Origin of the sequence: Leptospira alexanderi serovar Manhao 3 str. L 60 (genome assembly GCF_000243815.2) — a bacterium.
Taxonomy (GTDB): Bacteria; Spirochaetota; Leptospiria; order Leptospirales; family Leptospiraceae; genus Leptospira; species Leptospira alexanderi.
This window is the reverse complement of the sequence record NZ_AHMT02000024.1, coordinates 27501-45000: the sequence shown is the minus strand read 5'-3', so window position 1 is coordinate 45000 and position 17500 is coordinate 27501. Positions and strand designations below refer to the sequence as shown.

Annotated in this window: 19 protein-coding genes and 2 tRNA genes (1 of these 21 running past the window's edge); 9 read left to right on the top strand and 12 right to left on the bottom strand. The window is 40.9% G+C overall.

Annotated features, from left to right (window positions below; translation table 11 throughout):
• Nucleotides 1–1093, top strand: the 3' portion of a protein-coding gene (locus LEP1GSC062_RS07845; RefSeq protein ID WP_020983935.1) for an O-antigen ligase family protein. Its footprint begins 1076 nt before the window's first position; 1093 of the gene's 2169 nt are visible here — the last part of the coding sequence; the start codon falls outside the window, past its left edge; it ends in the stop codon at nt 1091–1093.
• A 17-nt stretch (nt 1094–1110) separates the two neighbouring features.
• On the opposite strand, the gene LEP1GSC062_RS07840 is transcribed toward LEP1GSC062_RS07845, so the two are convergent.
• A tRNA-Leu gene (locus LEP1GSC062_RS07840) sits at nt 1111–1196 on the bottom strand.
• A gap of 135 nt (nt 1197–1331) precedes the next feature.
• A tRNA-Cys gene (locus tag LEP1GSC062_RS07835) sits at nt 1332–1402 on the bottom strand.
• 120 nt (nt 1403–1522) lie between these two features.
• Between LEP1GSC062_RS07835 and LEP1GSC062_RS07830 the strand changes: the two genes are divergently transcribed.
• Entirely contained in the window at nt 1523–1963 is a 441-nt protein-coding gene (locus tag LEP1GSC062_RS07830; RefSeq protein ID WP_020983968.1) for a DUF4505 family protein, read from the top strand.
• 138 nt (nt 1964–2101) lie between these two features.
• Here LEP1GSC062_RS07830 and guaA read toward each other — a convergent pair whose 3' ends face one another.
• The gene (gene guaA, locus LEP1GSC062_RS07825; protein WP_039941540.1) at nt 2102–3913 is read right to left on the bottom strand and encodes a glutamine-hydrolyzing GMP synthase; all 1812 of its coding nucleotides are present in this window, start codon (nt 3911–3913) and stop codon (nt 2102–2104) included.
• On the opposite strand from guaA, the gene queF reads away from it, so the two are divergent.
• Together queF and LEP1GSC062_RS07815 are read left to right on the top strand one after the other, a co-directional pair.
• Entirely contained in the window at nt 3869–4411 is a 543-nt protein-coding gene (gene queF, locus LEP1GSC062_RS07820; protein WP_010578079.1) for a preQ(1) synthase, read from the top strand. The genes guaA and queF overlap by 45 nt on opposite strands.
• A gap of 16 nt (nt 4412–4427) precedes the next feature.
• Nucleotides 4428–4694: a SemiSWEET transporter gene (locus tag LEP1GSC062_RS07815; RefSeq protein WP_010578078.1), complete on the top strand. Its 267-nt coding sequence runs from the start codon at nt 4428–4430 to the stop codon at nt 4692–4694.
• 118 nt (nt 4695–4812) lie between these two features.
• Here the strand turns inward: LEP1GSC062_RS07815 and LEP1GSC062_RS07810 are convergent, their stop codons facing one another.
• Both LEP1GSC062_RS07810 and lsa33 read right to left on the bottom strand, forming a co-directional pair.
• Complete coding sequence (locus LEP1GSC062_RS07810) at nt 4813–5439, bottom strand: hypothetical protein (RefSeq protein WP_010578077.1); 627 nt, start codon at nt 5437–5439, stop codon at nt 4813–4815.
• A gap of 342 nt (nt 5440–5781) precedes the next feature.
• Nucleotides 5782–6711 (bottom strand): surface adhesin Lsa33, encoded by a 930-nt coding sequence (gene lsa33, locus LEP1GSC062_RS07805; protein WP_010578076.1) that lies wholly within the window; start codon nt 6709–6711, stop codon nt 5782–5784.
• 232 nt (nt 6712–6943) lie between these two features.
• Between lsa33 and LEP1GSC062_RS07800 the strand changes: the two genes are divergently transcribed.
• A complete protein-coding gene (locus LEP1GSC062_RS07800; RefSeq protein ID WP_002630943.1) occupies nt 6944–7165 on the top strand; it encodes a ferredoxin in 222 nt (73 codons plus the stop codon).
• Nucleotides 7166–7349: 184 nt separating this feature from the next.
• Here LEP1GSC062_RS07800 and fliM read toward each other — a convergent pair whose 3' ends face one another.
• From fliM to LEP1GSC062_RS07770, 6 genes are read right to left on the bottom strand one after another with little or no spacing between them, the layout of a single operon-like run.
• Entirely contained in the window at nt 7350–8375 is a 1026-nt protein-coding gene (gene fliM, locus LEP1GSC062_RS07795; RefSeq protein WP_002721870.1) for a flagellar motor switch protein FliM, read from the bottom strand.
• Nucleotides 8372–9352, bottom strand: coding sequence for a hypothetical protein (locus LEP1GSC062_RS07790; protein WP_020983932.1), 981 nt, complete (start codon nt 9350–9352; stop codon nt 8372–8374). The genes fliM and LEP1GSC062_RS07790 overlap by 4 nt, the downstream gene beginning before the upstream one ends.
• A 59-nt stretch (nt 9353–9411) precedes the next feature.
• Nucleotides 9412–10044, bottom strand: coding sequence for a hypothetical protein (locus tag LEP1GSC062_RS07785; protein ID WP_010578075.1), 633 nt, complete (start codon nt 10042–10044; stop codon nt 9412–9414).
• Nucleotides 10041–10916: a peptidylprolyl isomerase gene (locus tag LEP1GSC062_RS07780; protein WP_010578074.1), complete on the bottom strand. Its 876-nt coding sequence runs from the start codon at nt 10914–10916 to the stop codon at nt 10041–10043. The genes LEP1GSC062_RS07785 and LEP1GSC062_RS07780 overlap by 4 nt, the downstream gene beginning before the upstream one ends.
• Nucleotides 10913–12325 (bottom strand): argininosuccinate lyase, encoded by a 1413-nt coding sequence (gene argH, locus LEP1GSC062_RS07775; protein WP_039941569.1) that lies wholly within the window; start codon nt 12323–12325, stop codon nt 10913–10915. The genes LEP1GSC062_RS07780 and argH overlap by 4 nt, the downstream gene beginning before the upstream one ends.
• 26 nt (nt 12326–12351) lie before the next feature.
• On the bottom strand, nt 12352–12789 hold the full coding sequence (locus LEP1GSC062_RS07770; protein WP_039941537.1) for a heme-binding domain-containing protein: 438 nt from the start codon (nt 12787–12789) through the stop codon (nt 12352–12354).
• A 113-nt stretch (nt 12790–12902) separates the two neighbouring features.
• Here LEP1GSC062_RS07770 and LEP1GSC062_RS07765 point away from each other — a divergent pair, with 113 nt between their 5' ends.
• The 4 genes from LEP1GSC062_RS07765 to LEP1GSC062_RS07750 all read left to right on the top strand — a co-directional run bounded on the left by LEP1GSC062_RS07765 (nt 12903) and on the right by LEP1GSC062_RS07750 (nt 16550).
• Nucleotides 12903–13367, top strand: coding sequence for an NfeD family protein (locus tag LEP1GSC062_RS07765; protein WP_010578071.1), 465 nt, complete (start codon nt 12903–12905; stop codon nt 13365–13367).
• A 30-nt stretch (nt 13368–13397) separates the two neighbouring features.
• On the top strand, nt 13398–14345 hold the full coding sequence (locus LEP1GSC062_RS07760) for an SPFH domain-containing protein (RefSeq protein ID WP_010578070.1): 948 nt from the start codon (nt 13398–13400) through the stop codon (nt 14343–14345).
• A gap of 1 nt (nt 14346) precedes the next feature.
• Nucleotides 14347–15279, top strand: coding sequence for an SPFH domain-containing protein (locus LEP1GSC062_RS07755; RefSeq protein ID WP_020983891.1), 933 nt, complete (start codon nt 14347–14349; stop codon nt 15277–15279).
• Between the two features lie 389 nt (nt 15280–15668).
• Nucleotides 15669–16550, top strand: a complete 882-nt coding sequence (locus LEP1GSC062_RS07750) for a Dam family site-specific DNA-(adenine-N6)-methyltransferase (protein WP_020983965.1) — start codon at nt 15669–15671, stop codon at nt 16548–16550.
• Nucleotides 16551–16926: 376 nt separating this feature from the next.
• On the opposite strand, the gene fliN is transcribed toward LEP1GSC062_RS07750, so the two are convergent.
• On the bottom strand, nt 16927–17457 hold the full coding sequence (gene fliN, locus LEP1GSC062_RS07745; protein WP_010578068.1) for a flagellar motor switch protein FliN: 531 nt from the start codon (nt 17455–17457) through the stop codon (nt 16927–16929).
• Nucleotides 17458–17500: the final 43 nt, after the last annotated feature.

Sequence of the window (17500 nt, the reverse complement as noted above, 5' to 3'; positions counted from 1 at the left end):
GAGGGGGCACGCTCACAACGATCTTCTTCACTTTTTAGTCACCGGAGGAATCATGGCTGGAATTCTTTTTATCCTTTTTTGGGGAAAGCTGTTCGATTTCTTTTTTCAAAACGATTTCAACTCTTTAACGGGAATTCCGATTCTTACGATCGGAGTTTTGAGTTTATTTCCGGCCGGTTTTTTTCAGTGTTATCTTTTGGACGACGAAGTAGTTCTTCCTTTTTTCGCGTTCTGCGGAATTTTTCTAGGAGGGAAATTAGAACTTATCCCCAAACCTCAAATCAACGAAAGAATGAACTTATTGCCGAAAAAATATCAAGAAAAGATCCGGAAAGTTTTTTTCTTTAAAAAAACACCTTGTCACTGTTTAGAAAAGTACACTCGATTCTTTAAAACATTCTGTGCAATTGCAATTCCGATTTTACTCTATTGGCTTTTCTGGATTTTGAAACTCAATTTAGAACCTTTGGAAGTTTACAACCGAAGAGTCAGGTCTTCCGATCTCGCTCTTACACGAGAAGTACAAAAGAATATTCTAAAGTACGAAATCGTTTCGGACGCATCCTCTTCATTAGAGAAAGGTTCTTTGCAGGTTCCGTCTCAATTTAATGTTAGTCGCACATCCGCCTTATCCTCGACACGATCCTTCGGAATTCAATCTTCCCAGCTAAACGTTCAACAAGCTTCCCTTCCCTTTCAGGTGGAAGGATGTCTAACGCATCGTTATCACGATCCTCCTTATCCGAGAAAAACCCCGTTTAGTTTTACAATTTATATTCCGGAAAATTCCGTAAACGCTCCTAAGTCGGCCACGATTACCGTCGTTTCCAGGGATTCTTTCGACCAAGATCAGCTCTATTGGGCGCACGGAGAAACCGATTTAGGAACGATTCAAGTCGATTTACGAAAAGGAAAAAATCCGATTCTCATTTCGAATTTTCTTTTGGAGACGACTCCAAACGCGTTTCCGGAAGGGGTTTTCTTTCGAGATTTTAAAATCGGATATTCGGGTTTTAGGAAAGGGGAGAAAATCGATTTTCCAAAATTGTATTTTGGGAAGATTTGCGATACGGTGATTCGTCTGACGCGGTAGCACGCCAGAGAATCGAATGGTACCTGGAGCGAGACTCGAACTCGCACGAGATTGCTCTCACAGGATTTTAAGTCCTGGGTGTCTACCATTCCACCATCCAGGCATTTAGATGCCAGTGGATAGAAATTTAATGGTTAGTTCCTTTTTTAGGACAAAAAAATCAGACTCTTAACAAAGTACGATTTTTTTATTCTGTAGGTCACCTAACTACTGACTTCTAAAACCTATCCACTACTACAGGCGTCGCCCGGATTCGAACCGGGGATCAAGCTTTTGCAGAGCCATGCCTTACCACTTGGCCACGACGCCGTTATAAGGTATGATTTTAAGAGAAAGATCAGTGTCAATAGAAAAGTCTTTACAGCGTGTCCTAGAACTTAGTTTTACTTTATCAAATAGATCGGCTGCTCCCGATCGGGACAAGTTCTTATGAGACAAAGAAGAACCTATTTTTATCAACTGGACGGAAGAGGAAAACTCTATCATGATTTTTCGGAGCTGAAAGATCCGGAGTTTTTGGATTTTTTCATTTCAAGGATTCGTAAGAACGAAACAGGAGAACATCCCGAATTTCCTTATCTTGCAGTCTGTAATGGAGAATGGAATTTCATTCAACCTGCGACTACGATTTTTATCTTTCGCAAATTAGAAAACGAGAAACTATTTTATTCTCCCGGTTTGGCCGTTCTCTTTCAGCCTGAAAATCTAATAACCTTTCGAGAGTCCTTAGCCCATCCGGCACCTCTCGGAGAATTGGGTTCTTTTTCCAGCGAACTCCTTTTGGATTTTTCTAAGAGCATTTTTCAAAGAGAGAATCAACTCGTCTTTGAGCATCTTGGAAAGGAATTTCTGATTTCGAAAGAAAAGTAAAAGTTCATTCTAAAATCTCCGCCTTACGTCTGAAATACGGGAACTACTCAATCCAACTTTTTAGAAAAAATCCTGAATTATCGATTGTAAAAACAAAGAACATAGACACAAAACCGCTCACAATCAAATCTTAATTTGTCACTCCCATTCGATTGTTCCGGGAGGTTTGTTCGTAAGATCAAAAAACACGTAACGAATCCCACCAATCTTGGAAACTACGTTTTTGATTTCCTGCAACAGAAAACGTTCCATCGGAAAGAAGTTAGCCGTCATCGCCTCCTGAGATTCAACCGGACGAAGAACGATACTCTTTTCATTCTTCCTTTCTCCGATGGGCAAAAGAACGACGGGCATCTGCCAAATCTTATCGTAAAGGCCGGCCCCGCGAATCGCGGACTCAACCGCATAATCCGCTTCCCGAAGCAAATCGGAGCAACTTTTATCCAACTGCATTCCAGTAAATTGAAAGTTCAATTTTTTGACGTCGGTCTCGAAAGGCAAAAGAACCACACGATTGATAAAGGAAAACCGATTGGAAAGATGTGTAGCTACCCGATCCAAAGTTTTCCAATCCGTTTCGATGTCGCTTAACACTACACAGTTTGCATAGGATCTTCGATCCCCTTTAACGCCTACGCTGGCAACGGGAAGGATTTTACCGGACAATCCTCCTTGAGTCGCAAGATAAGAATCGACCACATTCTGATCCTCACTTGTTCCTTCTTTTTCAACCGCTAGCATGCGCACCACAAGCCCAGGCCCCGGAAACGGATGACGACCTACCCATTCCGGTTCCAACCCAAGAAGAACTCCCAGATCCCTGACCTCGTCCTTATAAAGATCTCGGATCGGTTCAATGATCTTTCCCTCTTCGATCAGTTTTTGAATTGCTTCGACTCGATTATGATGTGTTTTGATAGTATGAGAATGTTTCGTCCCACCGGATTCAATCGTGTCCGGATAGATAGTTCCCTGACCCAGAAGCCAATCCCCGTGTTCCAGATCTAAATCCTTTATGGCGCGATCCCTAGCTTCTAGAAATAAGTTTCCCACGATTTTTCTTTTTTCTTCGGGATCGGATTTCCCTTTTAAACTTTCATAAAAAAGATTCGATTCGTCTCTTACCGTTAGATGGATATCCCGGAGAGCCAGTTTTTCTTGAAGATGAAGAACTTCTCCCTTTCTCATAAAACCGGTATCGACTAAAAATCCGAGAACTTTTTCCGCACCGAGAGCTTTACACAGAAGAAGATAAGAAACGGTAGAATCCACCCCACCCGAAACGAGCATAAAAATCTTTTGTTCCGGTTTTACTGTTTCTTGGATCTCTTTGATCTTTTTTTTTAAGAACTGATCGATTCCCCAGGTTTTAGAAGCTCCGCAAATTTGAATAAAATTATCAAGAAGAACAGAACCCTTTTCGCTATGACTTACTTCCGCGTGAAATTGGATTCCGAAAATCTTTTTGGAAGAATTCTCCACAACCGCATAACCGCAATCTTTCGAAGAAGCGATTCTAGAAAAACCTTCCGGAAGTTTTACGACTTCGTCTGCGTGATTCATCCAAACCCGTTCCCCTCCTACAAAATTCTTCAAGAGAAAATTTCCGTTGGAATCATGAATTTGTAAAGAAGTAGGTCCGTATTCTCCCGTTCCGGAACGTTCTACAACTCCGCCGAGAAGTTTCATAATCAACTGATGACCGTAACAAATTCCGAGAACTGGAATTCCGAGTTCGAAAATCCGAGTTGTAATCGTTGGAGAATCGGGTTCGTAAACGCTTTCTGGTCCTCCCGAAAGAATAATCCCCGCGTATTTTTGATAATTGGAAAGAGGTTCTTCGTTAGAAAGAATTTCCGTATAAGCACCTAATCTTCGAATTCTGGATGCTATCAAGTGAGCATATTGTCCACCGAAATCAACCACGGCAATTTTCTTCCGGACTTCCATTCCACCCCTCTTTGGGACTTTGATACGGATTCCAATTCGGGAAAAAGAATTTTCGCGGAGAAAAGATCGAAAAATCTGGTCATCAAGGAACTATTCATGGAAACGAATCATCCAGAGACTTACGATGGAAGACAAGATCACATCCCTTCTCTGAAAACTCCCGAAATCGAATCTTTCACCAATGTTTACGAAGGAAAGGATTATACAATCGATTTTACAGTTCCAGAATTTACGGCGGTTTGTCCGAAAACCGGACTCCCCGATTTCGGAGTAATTTTCATTTCTTATATTCCTACCGGCCGTTGTATAGAGCTCAAGTCCTTCAAAGAATACATTCTAAGTTATAGAAACGTCGGTATTTTTCACGAATTTTTAGTGAATAAGATCATGGAGGATCTTATCGCGGCCATCGATCCGAAATACTTAAAAGTGATCGGAGATTACAATCCTCGAGGCGGAATCAAAACCGTCGTCACCCGAGAATATTCGAAAACCTAACGGATTTTAATACGACATGGACTCCATTACGTTTTTAGGTTATATCGCTTCCCTTCTCACGACGGTTTCTTTTTTGCCTCAGCTTATCCGTATCGTCATGGGAGGAAGTACGAAAGACATTTCCAGAAACATGTACATCGTGTTGGTTACGGGTGTGGTTCTTTGGTTTGTCTACGGTTGTCTCAAACAAGATTTCCCGATCATTCTCGCAAACGCAGTCACGTTCATTTTTACTTTGAGCATTCTTTACTTTAAGTTGAAAAATGATTCGAAGGGGGAATGATTTTTTCCGGATGAGAATCTTGTAGGAGTTTCGACGAAGAGAAAACGGAACGCTTAACTCAATTTCAAAAGGATTAAGATCGAGTGCGAATTTCATTTTCACACTCGATTTCGGAAAATTACTTTACGATAGAAGCCCACTCAGACTCAGCGAAAACTTTTTTCGCTTTTTCTAAGAAATTCTGTTTTCCGACATCATTCGACTCAACCTTATCCAACCACGAAGCATATAATAACGCTCTAGAAAAATCAGTGTCATTGCTTGAGATCAACTTTTGATCGCGATTCGCCTTATCCACTTTTCCCCAAGCCGCATCTTCTTGACTAGAATTTAAAACGAACTTACCGCCATAGACCAACTCGTTTTTATTCACGTTGATCTTAATTTTTTCAATCGTTTCGTTGTTTAAATAATGAACAACAGGTGTATCGTTTTGATTTTGTTTCTCAGCACCTGCTAAAATCACGGTGTAAGTCCCCGGTTCTGCGTTAACTAAGTAAACGTAGCTGTCTGCCGCAAAATTACTTGGAATGACTTTCGCAACAGATTTTTTGTCCTTCGGATTCGCTAATTTTACGAACAAAACGTCAGATGCATCTTTTGAAAAGAGTGCAATGGGTGCTTGTAACGAAATTGAAACAGCAAGGATGGATAGATCCGAAGACGCCTTCTTTTTAAGCGTTTCAGGTAAAGACACACAACCGAACATGCAAATTAATACTAAAATTGAAATGATTTGTTTCATAGATTCCTTAAGAATATGTTAAAGTTTAAACACACTTTTAAAAGCCAAACTTTCTTTCAAACATAATTCTAAGATTGAGGGTGTCAATGTTATAAACGGCTTAGAACCCGCCTCAAAACACCAAAATGTAGGAACTACTACAATCTTAAACGACAGGGAAACCGGCAATACGATGTAATCTGTGAGAACTCCCACATTTTTTAGAAACTTGCCGGATCGTTTAAAGATGTCTTTTTAAGGTTTTGAGACGGCCTCTTATACAACTGGGAAGTTATTAGAGAAAATACGTTTAAAAACCCGACTTCGCTTAACAAAACGAAATCGAGGCTTTTTGAAAAAATCTTATTGAGGCTTGACTTGGTCTTTCAAAGATTTTCTGGAATTCTCCAGGGCTTCCTTATCCTTGTCGATGCCGGACTTGATGTTTTTTCTTTCTTCATCAGCGGCACTTTTGATGGCTTCCCTTTCGGCCTTTCCGGATTCTTTGACTTCGTCGATCATTCTACGATTTTCCTCTTTCGTAGCATTGATGAGTTCTTGGTTCCTTAGTTTTTGTTCCTCCAGACCTTGAAGAATTCTTTCCTTGTTTTCTTTAAAGTCTTTTAGGATCTCTTCAATTCTTTGCCTTTGTTCTTCAGTAATGGACTGAACGGTAGCCGCATCTTCTTGCAATTCCTTCAACTCGTCTTCGGAAAGTGTCTCTTCCTTCTGACTTTTACCGTCGGAAACAATTTTCCCGCCAGCATCCGCTACGTTACTCAGATCCGGATTATCGTTATCTACAACTTCCACAGATCCTTCGGAAACGAGAGTTTCGGTTTTGTTTCCTTCCACTTCGACTTGAAAGTCGGTTCCACGAACCGCCGCAGTCGAAGTAGGCGTAGTGATTTTGAATCCGGAAGATTTGGTAAGTTTTGTACCGACTCTAGAAAATATCTTTCCTTTATTGAGGTTAATATCCGAATATATCTCCGCATTTTTAGAATCCACATAAATCCTATTCAAGGTAAGACTTGTGTTCTCTTTTACGCGAATGATCACTCCATCCATGAGTTGAATATCCGTGTATGAATCTTTTGTCGTTTCGATTTTATCTTCCGGAAGGATAAATTCCGAAAGCCCTACTTTCTTTTCTTTTCCGGCTTTATCTGAAAGCTTTACGCTTCCTTTGATAAAAGTAAAAACTCCGCCTTGTAGGTCTTCCTTTTTGGACTTTCCACAATCAATAGCGAATAAGACAATCAATACGAGGTATGAACCTTTTCGAAACATTCTGGTCTCCCATTTAAATTCTTTCCGGGCAAAATAGCACAAAATTTATTTCAAGTCCACAGTTTTCTCTATTTTTGCCTTCACTAAGTTGCTTCTACTTCGTTCCAAACCGATCTTCGGTAAGATCTTTAGTCGTGCAAGAACCCTAGAAAAGGACTTGCTGTCTAACAAATGGTTAGAAAATTGATCTTGAAACCTGTTTTTAAGCGACCGCCCAGGAGAATCGAAGCCTATGCCGACTAAAATTGCGTATGTAGATAAGGACAACTGCACGTCCTGCAATCAATGTGCAGACAATCTTCCGAAATATTTTCAAATGGATGATAATGACACTTCGGAAACTCATATCGGAGGAGAAATGGTAAATCAAGCTCCGATCCCCGAAGAAGACTGGAAAATCGTTCAAAAAGAAATGGATGAATGCCCCGGCGAATGTATTCAGTGGAAAAAATAATTTTCTAAACATAAATTGGACGTTACGGTTTTCTTAACTTAACGCAACGCTTTCACAATTTGTGTTGTAGACAATCTTGACCGATTTCAAAGGCGGTTTCTAACCGCCTTTTTTATTGAAATTCATCTCTGCCCTATTTCTTTGATTTTGGTACAAATTCAAAAGCAAATGTTAAGTTAAGATTCTAATATTCCTGTTCAGAACGTGTGGAACCCAGAAGTTCATCCGGAATATCTTCCACCCTGTCTCCAATTTGAATCGCAAGTCGGCTCCCCACTCTTCCGGGAAGGCATTTGAATTTTTTTCTCTCCCCAACTTTTACGATCATCTCGGATCTTGTAGAAGTGTTTTCCAATTTCACAACATCACCAACGGAAAGATTCATAAAATCGTTGATGGAAACGTCCACGGATCCTACTTCTGCGATCAAAGGAATTGCAACCTGATCCAGTCGCTCTTGAATTACGGCGCGGTTCTCATCCAATTCCCCTTTTCGAATGGACGAATACCAATATTGTGCGGATAACTTATTGATGATCGGTTCGATCGTGATATAGGGAATACAAAGGTTCGTCATCCCTTCCACTTCTCCGATTTTGGTTTCGAGAGTGATCAAAACCACCATGTCGTTCGGTGGAACCACCTGTGCAAACTGAGGATTCGTTTCGATATTCCCGAGTCTCGGCCTTAAATCGATTACAGTAGACCAAGATTCCCTCATATTCCCGAGAATTCGAACGATAATCCCTTCCATTACGCTCATCTCTATCTCGGAAAGTTCTCTGGAAATTTTTGCCTGCTCTCCCTTACCGCCAAACAGACGATCAATGATTGTAAACGAAATCGAAGGATCGATCTCTAAAATCGCGGAGCCTCTCAAAGGATCCATGTTGATTACGGCAAGAGTAGTCGGATTCGGAATCGAACGAATGAATTCTTCATAAGTCAACTGATCCACGGAGGCGACGTGAACGGATACGAGCGCTCTGAGCTGTGCCGAAAGACCCGTAGTCGCCAGACGAGCAAAGGTTTCGTGCATCATTTGCAACGTACGAATTTGGTCCTTTGAAAATTTATCAGGACGTTTGAAGTCGTAGATCTTTACCTTTTTTTGTTCAGAAACGGAAGTATAATCCGATTCGCTTACTTCACCGGAACTGATGGCGCTTAGTAGCGCGTCAATTTCATCCTGCGATAGAATCTCCGTCATTTCTTTACCTTCGCCACTAAGTTAGACACTTTCCAGAAACCTCCCTGTTCGTCGGGAACCCTTCTGAGAGTGTAAATATATTCGTATTTGGAACGCAAGCGGTTCAACTTTCTCTCCACAAAAACCGTTACTCTCGCCAAACCGGGAGAAACTGATTCCGTGTTCAAAATTCTGTAAGAATGAAGAATCCCCGCTCTGGATTCGGTAAGATATCGTTTAAAATTCTCCAGCAGAAAATCTCTTTCGGATTCTTCCGCACGATTGTATTCTTCCGAGTATTGATCGTAAGCCTGTATATATTCTGGAAAATAGATCCACTTGAAATGATGTGCCCAATTTTTTTTCTTTTCGGAACCCAAAAATAAATGAATCACTTCTTCCGGTTCAAGCCCGTCCGCAGTCGGATCTTTTTCGGGGATGGACAAGAGGACCGGTTCGCCGTGTTTTTCCTCGTAAAAGAAATAAGGTTGGTTGCGAGAACGAATAAAAAGCGCGGGCATTTCCTGTATATTCGGATGAAAATACGCGGTCACAAAATACTTCTTTCCCGGCTCCAAATCAAAACGAGAATTCAGATCGATCTCCTTAGAGAACACTTCGTCTTTGTGTAGAATGATTTCTTTGATTTCTTTTCCTTCCAGGGATTCGATCGTATTTCTTCGTTTTAACACGGAATCGCTCCTTTTTTCTTCGTCCCTTTCCGGAATCTGATTCCCATTTTCGTCCCGAACTACAACTCGATACGATTCCAGATCTCTTCCGGACGGAAAGATTCTTATTACCTCGTTTCCGGTATTCGTGATGGACATCTTTATCGGAATTTTATCGTTCTCACGGTAATGAATTTTTTTCAAATCCAACGTGATGATTCCCTGTTGTTTGAGATAATTTTCCGAAACCGAACCCCGTGCATCCCGTTTTGGAAACGCAAGAAGAAACGAAGGAGTCAGTAAAATTGCGAGAAGAATCCGAATCATTCTAGTTTATTTTCGGCAAATTCCCTCAAAACCAACGAAAAAATACAAGGATTTTTAGATCAACGTGGGGCCTTGGCATCCTCTATGATCATCTCTGCGATTCGGATCAATCGTTTGAGAATAACTTCTATCTTATCGTAGTCTTCGTAACAAGAGACCAACTTTTCCATCGGAGGTTGTATGAGCGAAATCGCCTTTGAGGAAAGGATCAATGCGGTAAGATTGTCTTCGTTTAATAAATTCAGAGATTCGAGTTCATTTAAGAATCGATTGATTTCCTTAATGAGTGCTTCGTCCCCTATGTCGTTTTTTTCGAAAAAAGATTCAATTTTTAGAATATAATCCGTAAGAATCTGTTTGATACGCGCCTCGTCGTCCGTCGGTTTTCTTTTTGCGGTTAAAGTGTTGATTATCCCGTATTTTGAAATCGCGGTTTCGTAAAAAGAATATATTTCCTGACGTTTGGAATGGGTCATTCGAAAGAGTTTTATGATTTCAACTAAACGATCCGGAAGATTTTTCCCTTCGCTAGTTTCCAAAATCGAGGCCCTGGATTCTTGATCGTGCACCGGGAGCACAGACAATCGCTCTAAAATGCGACTCGTGCTGGTAGAACCGGAAGAATAATTTGCCAGTTCTTGAATCACTGCAAGATAGTTCTTTGCCTGGGTTTTATCCGGTGTGAATGTCATTGCACCGCCGTAGCCGCCGTTCTTTTATCTACGATGAGAACTTTTTTGATCGAAGTTTTGGAGTTTCCCACCTTTACAATCTTGTCCACAACGTCCGCGCCGGATACCAATTGACCGAAAACAGTGTGAAGACCGTCCAGATGAGGTGTGTCCACTTGATTGATAAAAAATTGGGAGCCGTTTGTATTCGGTCCAGCATTCGCCATTGCAAGAGAACCCTTAAGCGCCTTATGAGACTTTAGAATTTCATTGTATTTATATCCGATTCTAAAAAGAATTTCAAGAACCGATAACTTCTTGGCGTCTTCAAATGCCTTTTCGATCAATTCTCTTTTTGATTCCGCTTCTTCATTGTTTTTTATCCGAAGTTCGTTAGCCACGGCCTTTTGAAGTTGATATTGATAATAGGGAGCTTCTCCGGCTTTTATCTGATCAAGACCGAGGGCTTTTCCGTTGATCTCGTCATCGAAACGATATCCGGGACCGCCAGTTCCGTCCCCGTTCGGACAACCGCCCTGGATCATAAAATTTTCGATCACTCTATGAAAGGTCAAACCATCGTAAAAAGGTTTTTTCACCTTTTGTCCGTTTCTAGTCAGAAATTCCTTCTCGCCTTGCGCCAGGTCGATAAAGTTCTGAACCGTTTTAGGGGCGTCTTGGTCGAATAACTCAACAGTCATAGTTCCTTGAGTAGTTAAGAAGATCGCATAGATCGCGGGTTTTTCGGGCAATGGGACCACGGACGTATCCTGTCTTGGAACTACGACGGCAGACGGTGTATAAACTTCCGGTTGGTATCTGGTCTGTGCAAACGGATTCCGATTACACGCTAAAAAACAAACAAACGTTAAAATTCCAGAAATGATTCTCATAAAAACAATGTTTCAGCTTCCTTCAAAGATTCCAGCGCAATTTTTAATTGTTCTTCCTGTCTTTTTTTGGAAGTTCCTCCATAAGAGATTTTTTTGTCCGCGGAAAGAGAAAGAGAAACCGCATTTTCGTATTCTTTTCCCACAAAATGTTCCGAAATCGAAACTCGATCTGGTTCGGGCAAATCAAACAAGGTCTTTTTTTTCTCCACACAAACTCCTACAAGCGTTCCCACGAGTTCGTGAGCGGTTCGAAACGGAACTTTCTTTTCGTAAACGAGAAAATCCGCTAAATCCGTCGCCGTAGCAAATCCGTTTTTTAAGGAAGATTCCGCTCTTTCGGGAACCCAGACCCAATCTTCGATCATTTCTTGAATCCCTTCCAAACTGATTCCCACGGTTTCAACCGAATCGAAAAGAGCCAACTTATCTTCCTGAAGATCCCGGTTGTAAGTCGAAGGCAAACCTTTCAACATCACAAGGAGATGATTTAGATTTCCGATCACCCTTCCCGCCTTTCCTCGGATGAGTTCCGCGATATCCGGATTTTTTTTCTGCGGCATGATGGACGAACCCGTGGTCAGAGAATCCGATAGTTTTAAAATTCCGAATTCTTGAGAAGAATAAAGTATGATGTCCTCGCAAATCCGAGAAGCATGGATCATCAACTGAGTACAAGCAAATAAGAACTCCAGAATATGATCACGACTCGAAACTCCGTCCATGGAATTCGGAGATACTTTAGAAAGTCCTAATTCTTTTTTTAAGAATTCCCTGTCGGTCGGATAATTGACTCCCGCCATCGCTCCGCCACCGAGAGCCAATTCATCCGAGGCTTTTAAAGCAAAACGAAAGAATTCCTGATCCCTTTCCAACGCCCAAAACCAAGAAAGCAAATACTGAGAGGCGCGGATCGGTTGTGCGACTTGAAGATGTGTGTATCCAGGTATGATTACATCCACGCTCCGTTTCGCTTTTTCATACAAAGAAGATCTTAGACTTACGATGGATTTGAGAATTTCTTTTCCTCGACCTAAGATATACAGTCGTACGTCTTGAGTCACTTGATCGTTTCTAGATCTTGCAGTATGTAATTTTTTTCCAGTTTCTCCTATGAGTTCGGTCAAACGGGACTCGATATGCATATGAATGTCTTCGAGCTCCGATTTGAATTCCAACTTTCCTTCCTCCAATTCGGTTTTGATTTGCGAGAGAGAGGTTTCGATCTTCGACAATTCGTCTCCGCTTAAGATGCCGATTTGTTTCAACATTCTCGCGTGCGCGATACTTCCTTGAATATCTTCTTTATAAAGTTTATGATCGAAGGATACGGATTCCCCGATTCGTTCCAAAATCGAAGAGGTTTTTTCCTGAAATCTTCCGCCCCAGAGTTTTTTTTCTTTTCCAGTCATTACGATCTTTGCCAAATTATTTTTAATTATTCTTTCCGATACTCTTCTTCCAAATCCTGAACCCAGCTTTTCAAAACTTGCAATTCTTCTTGGGTAACTTTTGCGGATGGATGCAAAAGAATATAATCTCCGGGAGGCATTTCTTTTTCTTCCAAAGTTTCTAAAATCGAATCGCCCTTCGTCGATTTTTCTTTTTTACTTAAGGAATTCCATTCCGAAAAATTGAGCTCAACTTTTCCTTCCTTTACGTGATTGTAAAGATATACATTGACGGGAAAAATTTTCGAATACCAAGGCCATTCGGTCAGATCGGAATGACAATCGTAACAGGATTTCCTCAATATTTTTTTGACTTCATCGGAAGTTTGAATTTCGTTTTGATTCGTTCCTTCGGGAGGATGTATAGGTAGAAATTGCAGAAACAGAATCGCCGTTATAAGTAAAAGTAAAAGTTTTTTTTTCATACCTTTCTTCCGGATAGTTCGTTTCCTTTCCCTTTTTTTTAAAATAGAAAAAACGGATTGAATTTTGAAAAAAATTTACGAATTTTGTTCCACTCTGGGAGAATACGTTTTTCATGCCTGATTTTCTTTCCAATCTAACGGTTACGATTTGGATCATCGGCGGTATCTTACTCATTCTCGCTGAATTTTTTATTCCCGGAACCTTTATCGCTTTTTTAGGAACCGCCGGAATTATCACCGGGATTGTCGTATATTTTTTCGATATTTCCCTCGGCTGGCAACTAGGACTTTGGGCCTCTCTCTCCATTCTTCTGATTTACGTCGGAAGTACGGCGATTCGAAAAATCTTTCCGGCTCAAACCGAACACGCGGTTCCGGAAAACGATCAGATCGGAAGACTGGTTCCCGTCGTCAAAGATGTTCTCGTGGAAAGAAAAGGCGGAAGGATTCTTTTTCAAGGTGTAGAGTGGGACGCGATTTCCAAAAAAGCCAGAATTCCAAAAGGAAGTAAGGCGAGAATTGTGAGTCGAGACAATCTCACATTTCTCGTGGAACCTTTGGAACTTCCGGAAGAATAAGTCTGATTTTAAAATAGAAAAGGAGATTTTATGTCTGCAGGGTTCATATTCACGTTATTCTTCATAGCGTTGGTCTATCTGATTCGTAAGACATTCATCATCGTTCCTCAACAGTATTGTTTCGTCGTGGAACGTGTGGGAGTATTCAATGGCGCTTTGGAAGCCGGGTTTCATTTTTTATGGCCCGTCATCGAAATTGTCAAATATAGACAGAATCTGAAAGAGATCGCGATCGACATTCCTCCTCAGATGTGTATCACAAAGGATAACGTTTCCATTTCGGTGGACGGAATTCTTTATCTAAAAGTAGTCGATGCCTATAAGGCTTCCTATGCGATTGAAAACTTCATGCTCGCTACTCAACAACTCGCGCAGACGACCCTTCGTTCCGAAATCGGTAAGCTGATCCTTGATCAGACATTTGCAGAAAGGGACGATATCAATTCCCACGTTGTGCGCGCTTTGGACGAAGCGACCGATCCCTGGGGAATCAAAGTCACAAGATACGAAATCAAAAATATTTCTCCTCCTAAGGAAATTCTTCACGAGATGGAAGAACAAGTAAAAGCGGAGCGAGTTAAAAGAGCGGAGATCACGATTTCGGAAGGTGAAAAACTTTCGAGGATCAATCGTTCTGTGGGAGAAAGAGAAGAAGCGATCAATATCTCGGAAGGGGAAAAGATGAAAAAGATCAACGAAGCCGACGGTAAGGCTTTGGAGATAGAACTGATTGCCGCCGCGAAAGCAAAAGGAATCCAGATGATCGCAGAATCCATTTCCAGAGAAGGCGGAGGAGAAGCTGTTAATCTCCAAATTACGGAAGACTATCTCACGGGTCTCGGAGAAATCCTAAGCGCTTCTAAAACCACGATTCTTCCCGCGGAGCTTGCCAATATTGCGGGAGTGTTCGAAGGTTTTTCCAAAGTAACCGGAAAATTACCCGAAATCAAAACACCGAAAGAGAAGGAAGGTCAATAAGATGGAAACGTTTCAAAGCACATTTGTAATGATATTCTGGACTCTGTTCGGAATTTACTTCGCATACAAACTCTATCGTTCGATTCGAATCGTTTCCGCTCAGGATTGTATCGTAGTGGAAAGGCTTGGAAAATACAGCAGAACCTTACACGCAGGTCTTCATCTTCTTTGGCCTTTCCTTGAAAAGGATGCCTACTATCATACGTTGAAAGAACAAGCCACGGACGTTCCTCCCCAAACTTGTATTACGAAAGACAACGTGCAAGTGGACATGGATGGAATCCTTTATCTCAAAGTTCTGGATCCCTACAAAGCGAGTTATGGAATCAACGACTATCAATTTGCGGCTTCTCAACTCGCCCAAACTACGATGCGCGCCATCATAGGAACGATGGATTTGGATGTTACGTTTGAAACCAGAGACGCGATCAACAGTAAGATTCTGGAAGTTTTAGACTTAGCCGCCGAATCTTGGGGAATCAAGGTCAATCGATACGAAATCGTAAATATCACTCCTCCTAAGTCCATCTTAGAAGCGATGGAAAAAGAGAAAAAAGCGCAGATCACCAAAAAGGCACAGATCTCTCTTTCGGAAGGGGATAGGGATGCGAGAATCAACCGATCTCTCGGTTTTAAAGAAGAAGCCATCAACAAGTCTGAAGGCGAAAAACAAAAAAGAATCAACGAAGCCGAAGGGGTAGCCAAAGAGGTGGAAGCGATCGCAGTCGCTACCGCAAAAGGAATCGAACTACTCGCTCAGTCGATCAACACGAAAGGTGGACAGGACGCGGTTAAACTTAGAATCGGCCAAAAATTTATCAAAGAATTCGAGAAAATTTCCGGTAAAAAAACGGAAATCGTTTTACCTCTCAATTTGACGAACTTCCGTTCGATTTTGAAATCGGTTTTAGGAAATACGGATCAAAAAAATTGAATGTTATTTCTGAAACGGAAACGATTTTTTGTTGGAGTTTCTACCACGAGCTTGTTCCTAAAGCATTTCAACAAAGCTTATAAGTAGAAGTTCCAACAAGATATGGTTTATTAAACAATTATATTGAAGTTTATAAAAAAGGACTTTGCTTCATAGATACTACTCGGACGCATGAATAAAATACTATGATAAACTATTTCGAAAATTAGAATGTTGGAATCTTCCTCTAAAAAGTCGAGATTTCCCGATTTGACTTAATTTTTGAGAACCGTTGTACTTTTGCAAAACCGACCGCTTATTTTCGAGTATCATTTTCATGCGTCCGAGTAGTAAAATGGATTCCACGTTTTTCCAGTTGCCCTCATTTAAGATATTCTGATTATACAGTCATGTCGTTTCTTCTTCCGATAGAATCGCAATTGGTTAAAAATCCGCTAAAAGGACAACTTTTGAAATGGATTGGAAACAAACAAAAATATGCGGATACTATCATTTCCTATTTTCCTAAAAAAATAAAAACCTATCACGAACCTTTTCTAGGTAGCGGTGCAGTTATCGCCGCCTTATCTCCCAAAAAAGGTATTGGATCCGATATATTCAAACCTCTGATTGACATTTTTCGGAAATTGAAATCAAATCCGGATGAGTTGATTCTCGACTATACCGAAAATTACGCGCTAATAGAAAAATTTGGGAAAAAAAAAGCTTATGAAATCATAAAAAGTTCATACAATCTCAATCCGAATTCTAAAGACCTATTGTTTTTATCCCGTTCCTGTTATGGCGGTGTAGTAAGATTCCGCAAAGCAGACGGTTACATGTCAACCCCTTGCGGAATTCACAATCCCCTTTCGCCGAAATCCTTTGCTGAAAGAGTCTATTCTTGGAGTGATCGCGTCGCAGATTGTGAATTTTTCAACTTAAATTACAAAGATGCCTTCGACGCCGCAGAAGCAGACGATTTGATATATTGTGATCCGCCATACAAAGATTCACAGGCGATACTGTATGGAGCTCAATCTTTTTCCCTTAAAGATTTATACGATAGTATTGAAAACGCAAAATTACGAGGAGCAAAAATTGCCCTTAGCATTGATGGCAGTAAAAAATCAGGTTCTAAAATTATTGATATTCAATATCCTAAAGGACTTTTCTTTTCGGAAATCCCTATATTAAACGGACGTTCTATGCTTAAACGCTTTCAAATGGCTGGACAAACTTTAGAGGAGGAAGTTGTAACGGAAAGATTGTTACTCACCTATAAAATTTAAATAATTTTGCTTCATGTAACGTGAGTTCGGCGCGATTCACTTTTTTTTAGGAAGTTGGAATTTGAACTTTGTAAATCTATTCCTAAAACATGGGACTACAACAAATCGCGATTTTACGAGCAAATTCTAAAAGTAGGAACTCCTACTTTTAGAAAATTCTTTCTCATTTTCAACCATTGAACTCTCGTTAATATAGTTCCTTCTTTTTCGGAAGAGAATCGAAAGACTACAATCCTAAAATCAAATTTCCGCGTAAAATTGTCATTTTGCGATGATCAAATGAAAAATTTATTTTATAAGGATTCTAAATTCCAGAAAATCAATCCTCTTTACAAATGTCGAAAACAACTTGAAACGAAAAGATGTGCTTTCGAGTTTAAAGTCTTCTACTTTGATCCACAATTTCTGTAATTTGAATTCCGTAGAAATCATCCATTGCCACAAGTTTGCCTCTTCCAACTAAACGACCGTTCGCGAGAATGTCTAAGTCCTCACCCACATTCTTATCCAATTCTACAACAATACCTTCGTTCAAACCGTTGACGTCCTTGATGAACATATTCGTTCTACCCAGCTCTACTGTAAGCGCTAGATTTACGTCCATCAGTAGATTTAGGTTTGTGGATTGGGTCGACGCAGACTGACGCGTGGCCGATCTAGGAGCGGAAGGAGTCGGCGAAGGTCCAAGGGCGGCAGAAATATCTGCAAAAGAAGGAGAATCAGTTCCACCACTCTCGCCGCCTCCGGGTGCTTCTCCGCCGGCATTACCGCCGCCGCCCAGAAGAGAATCCAATTCTCCGCTTAGATTGAAATCGGATCCGCTTCCGGTTTCAGTAGGTGCGGCTTCACCGCCACCGCCTGTTAAAAGGGCGTCTATATCTTCCTGTGAGAGTGATCCTTCTCCCATTTTTCCTTCTCCTTCACAAATCCGATAGTAAAGAAATCGACAG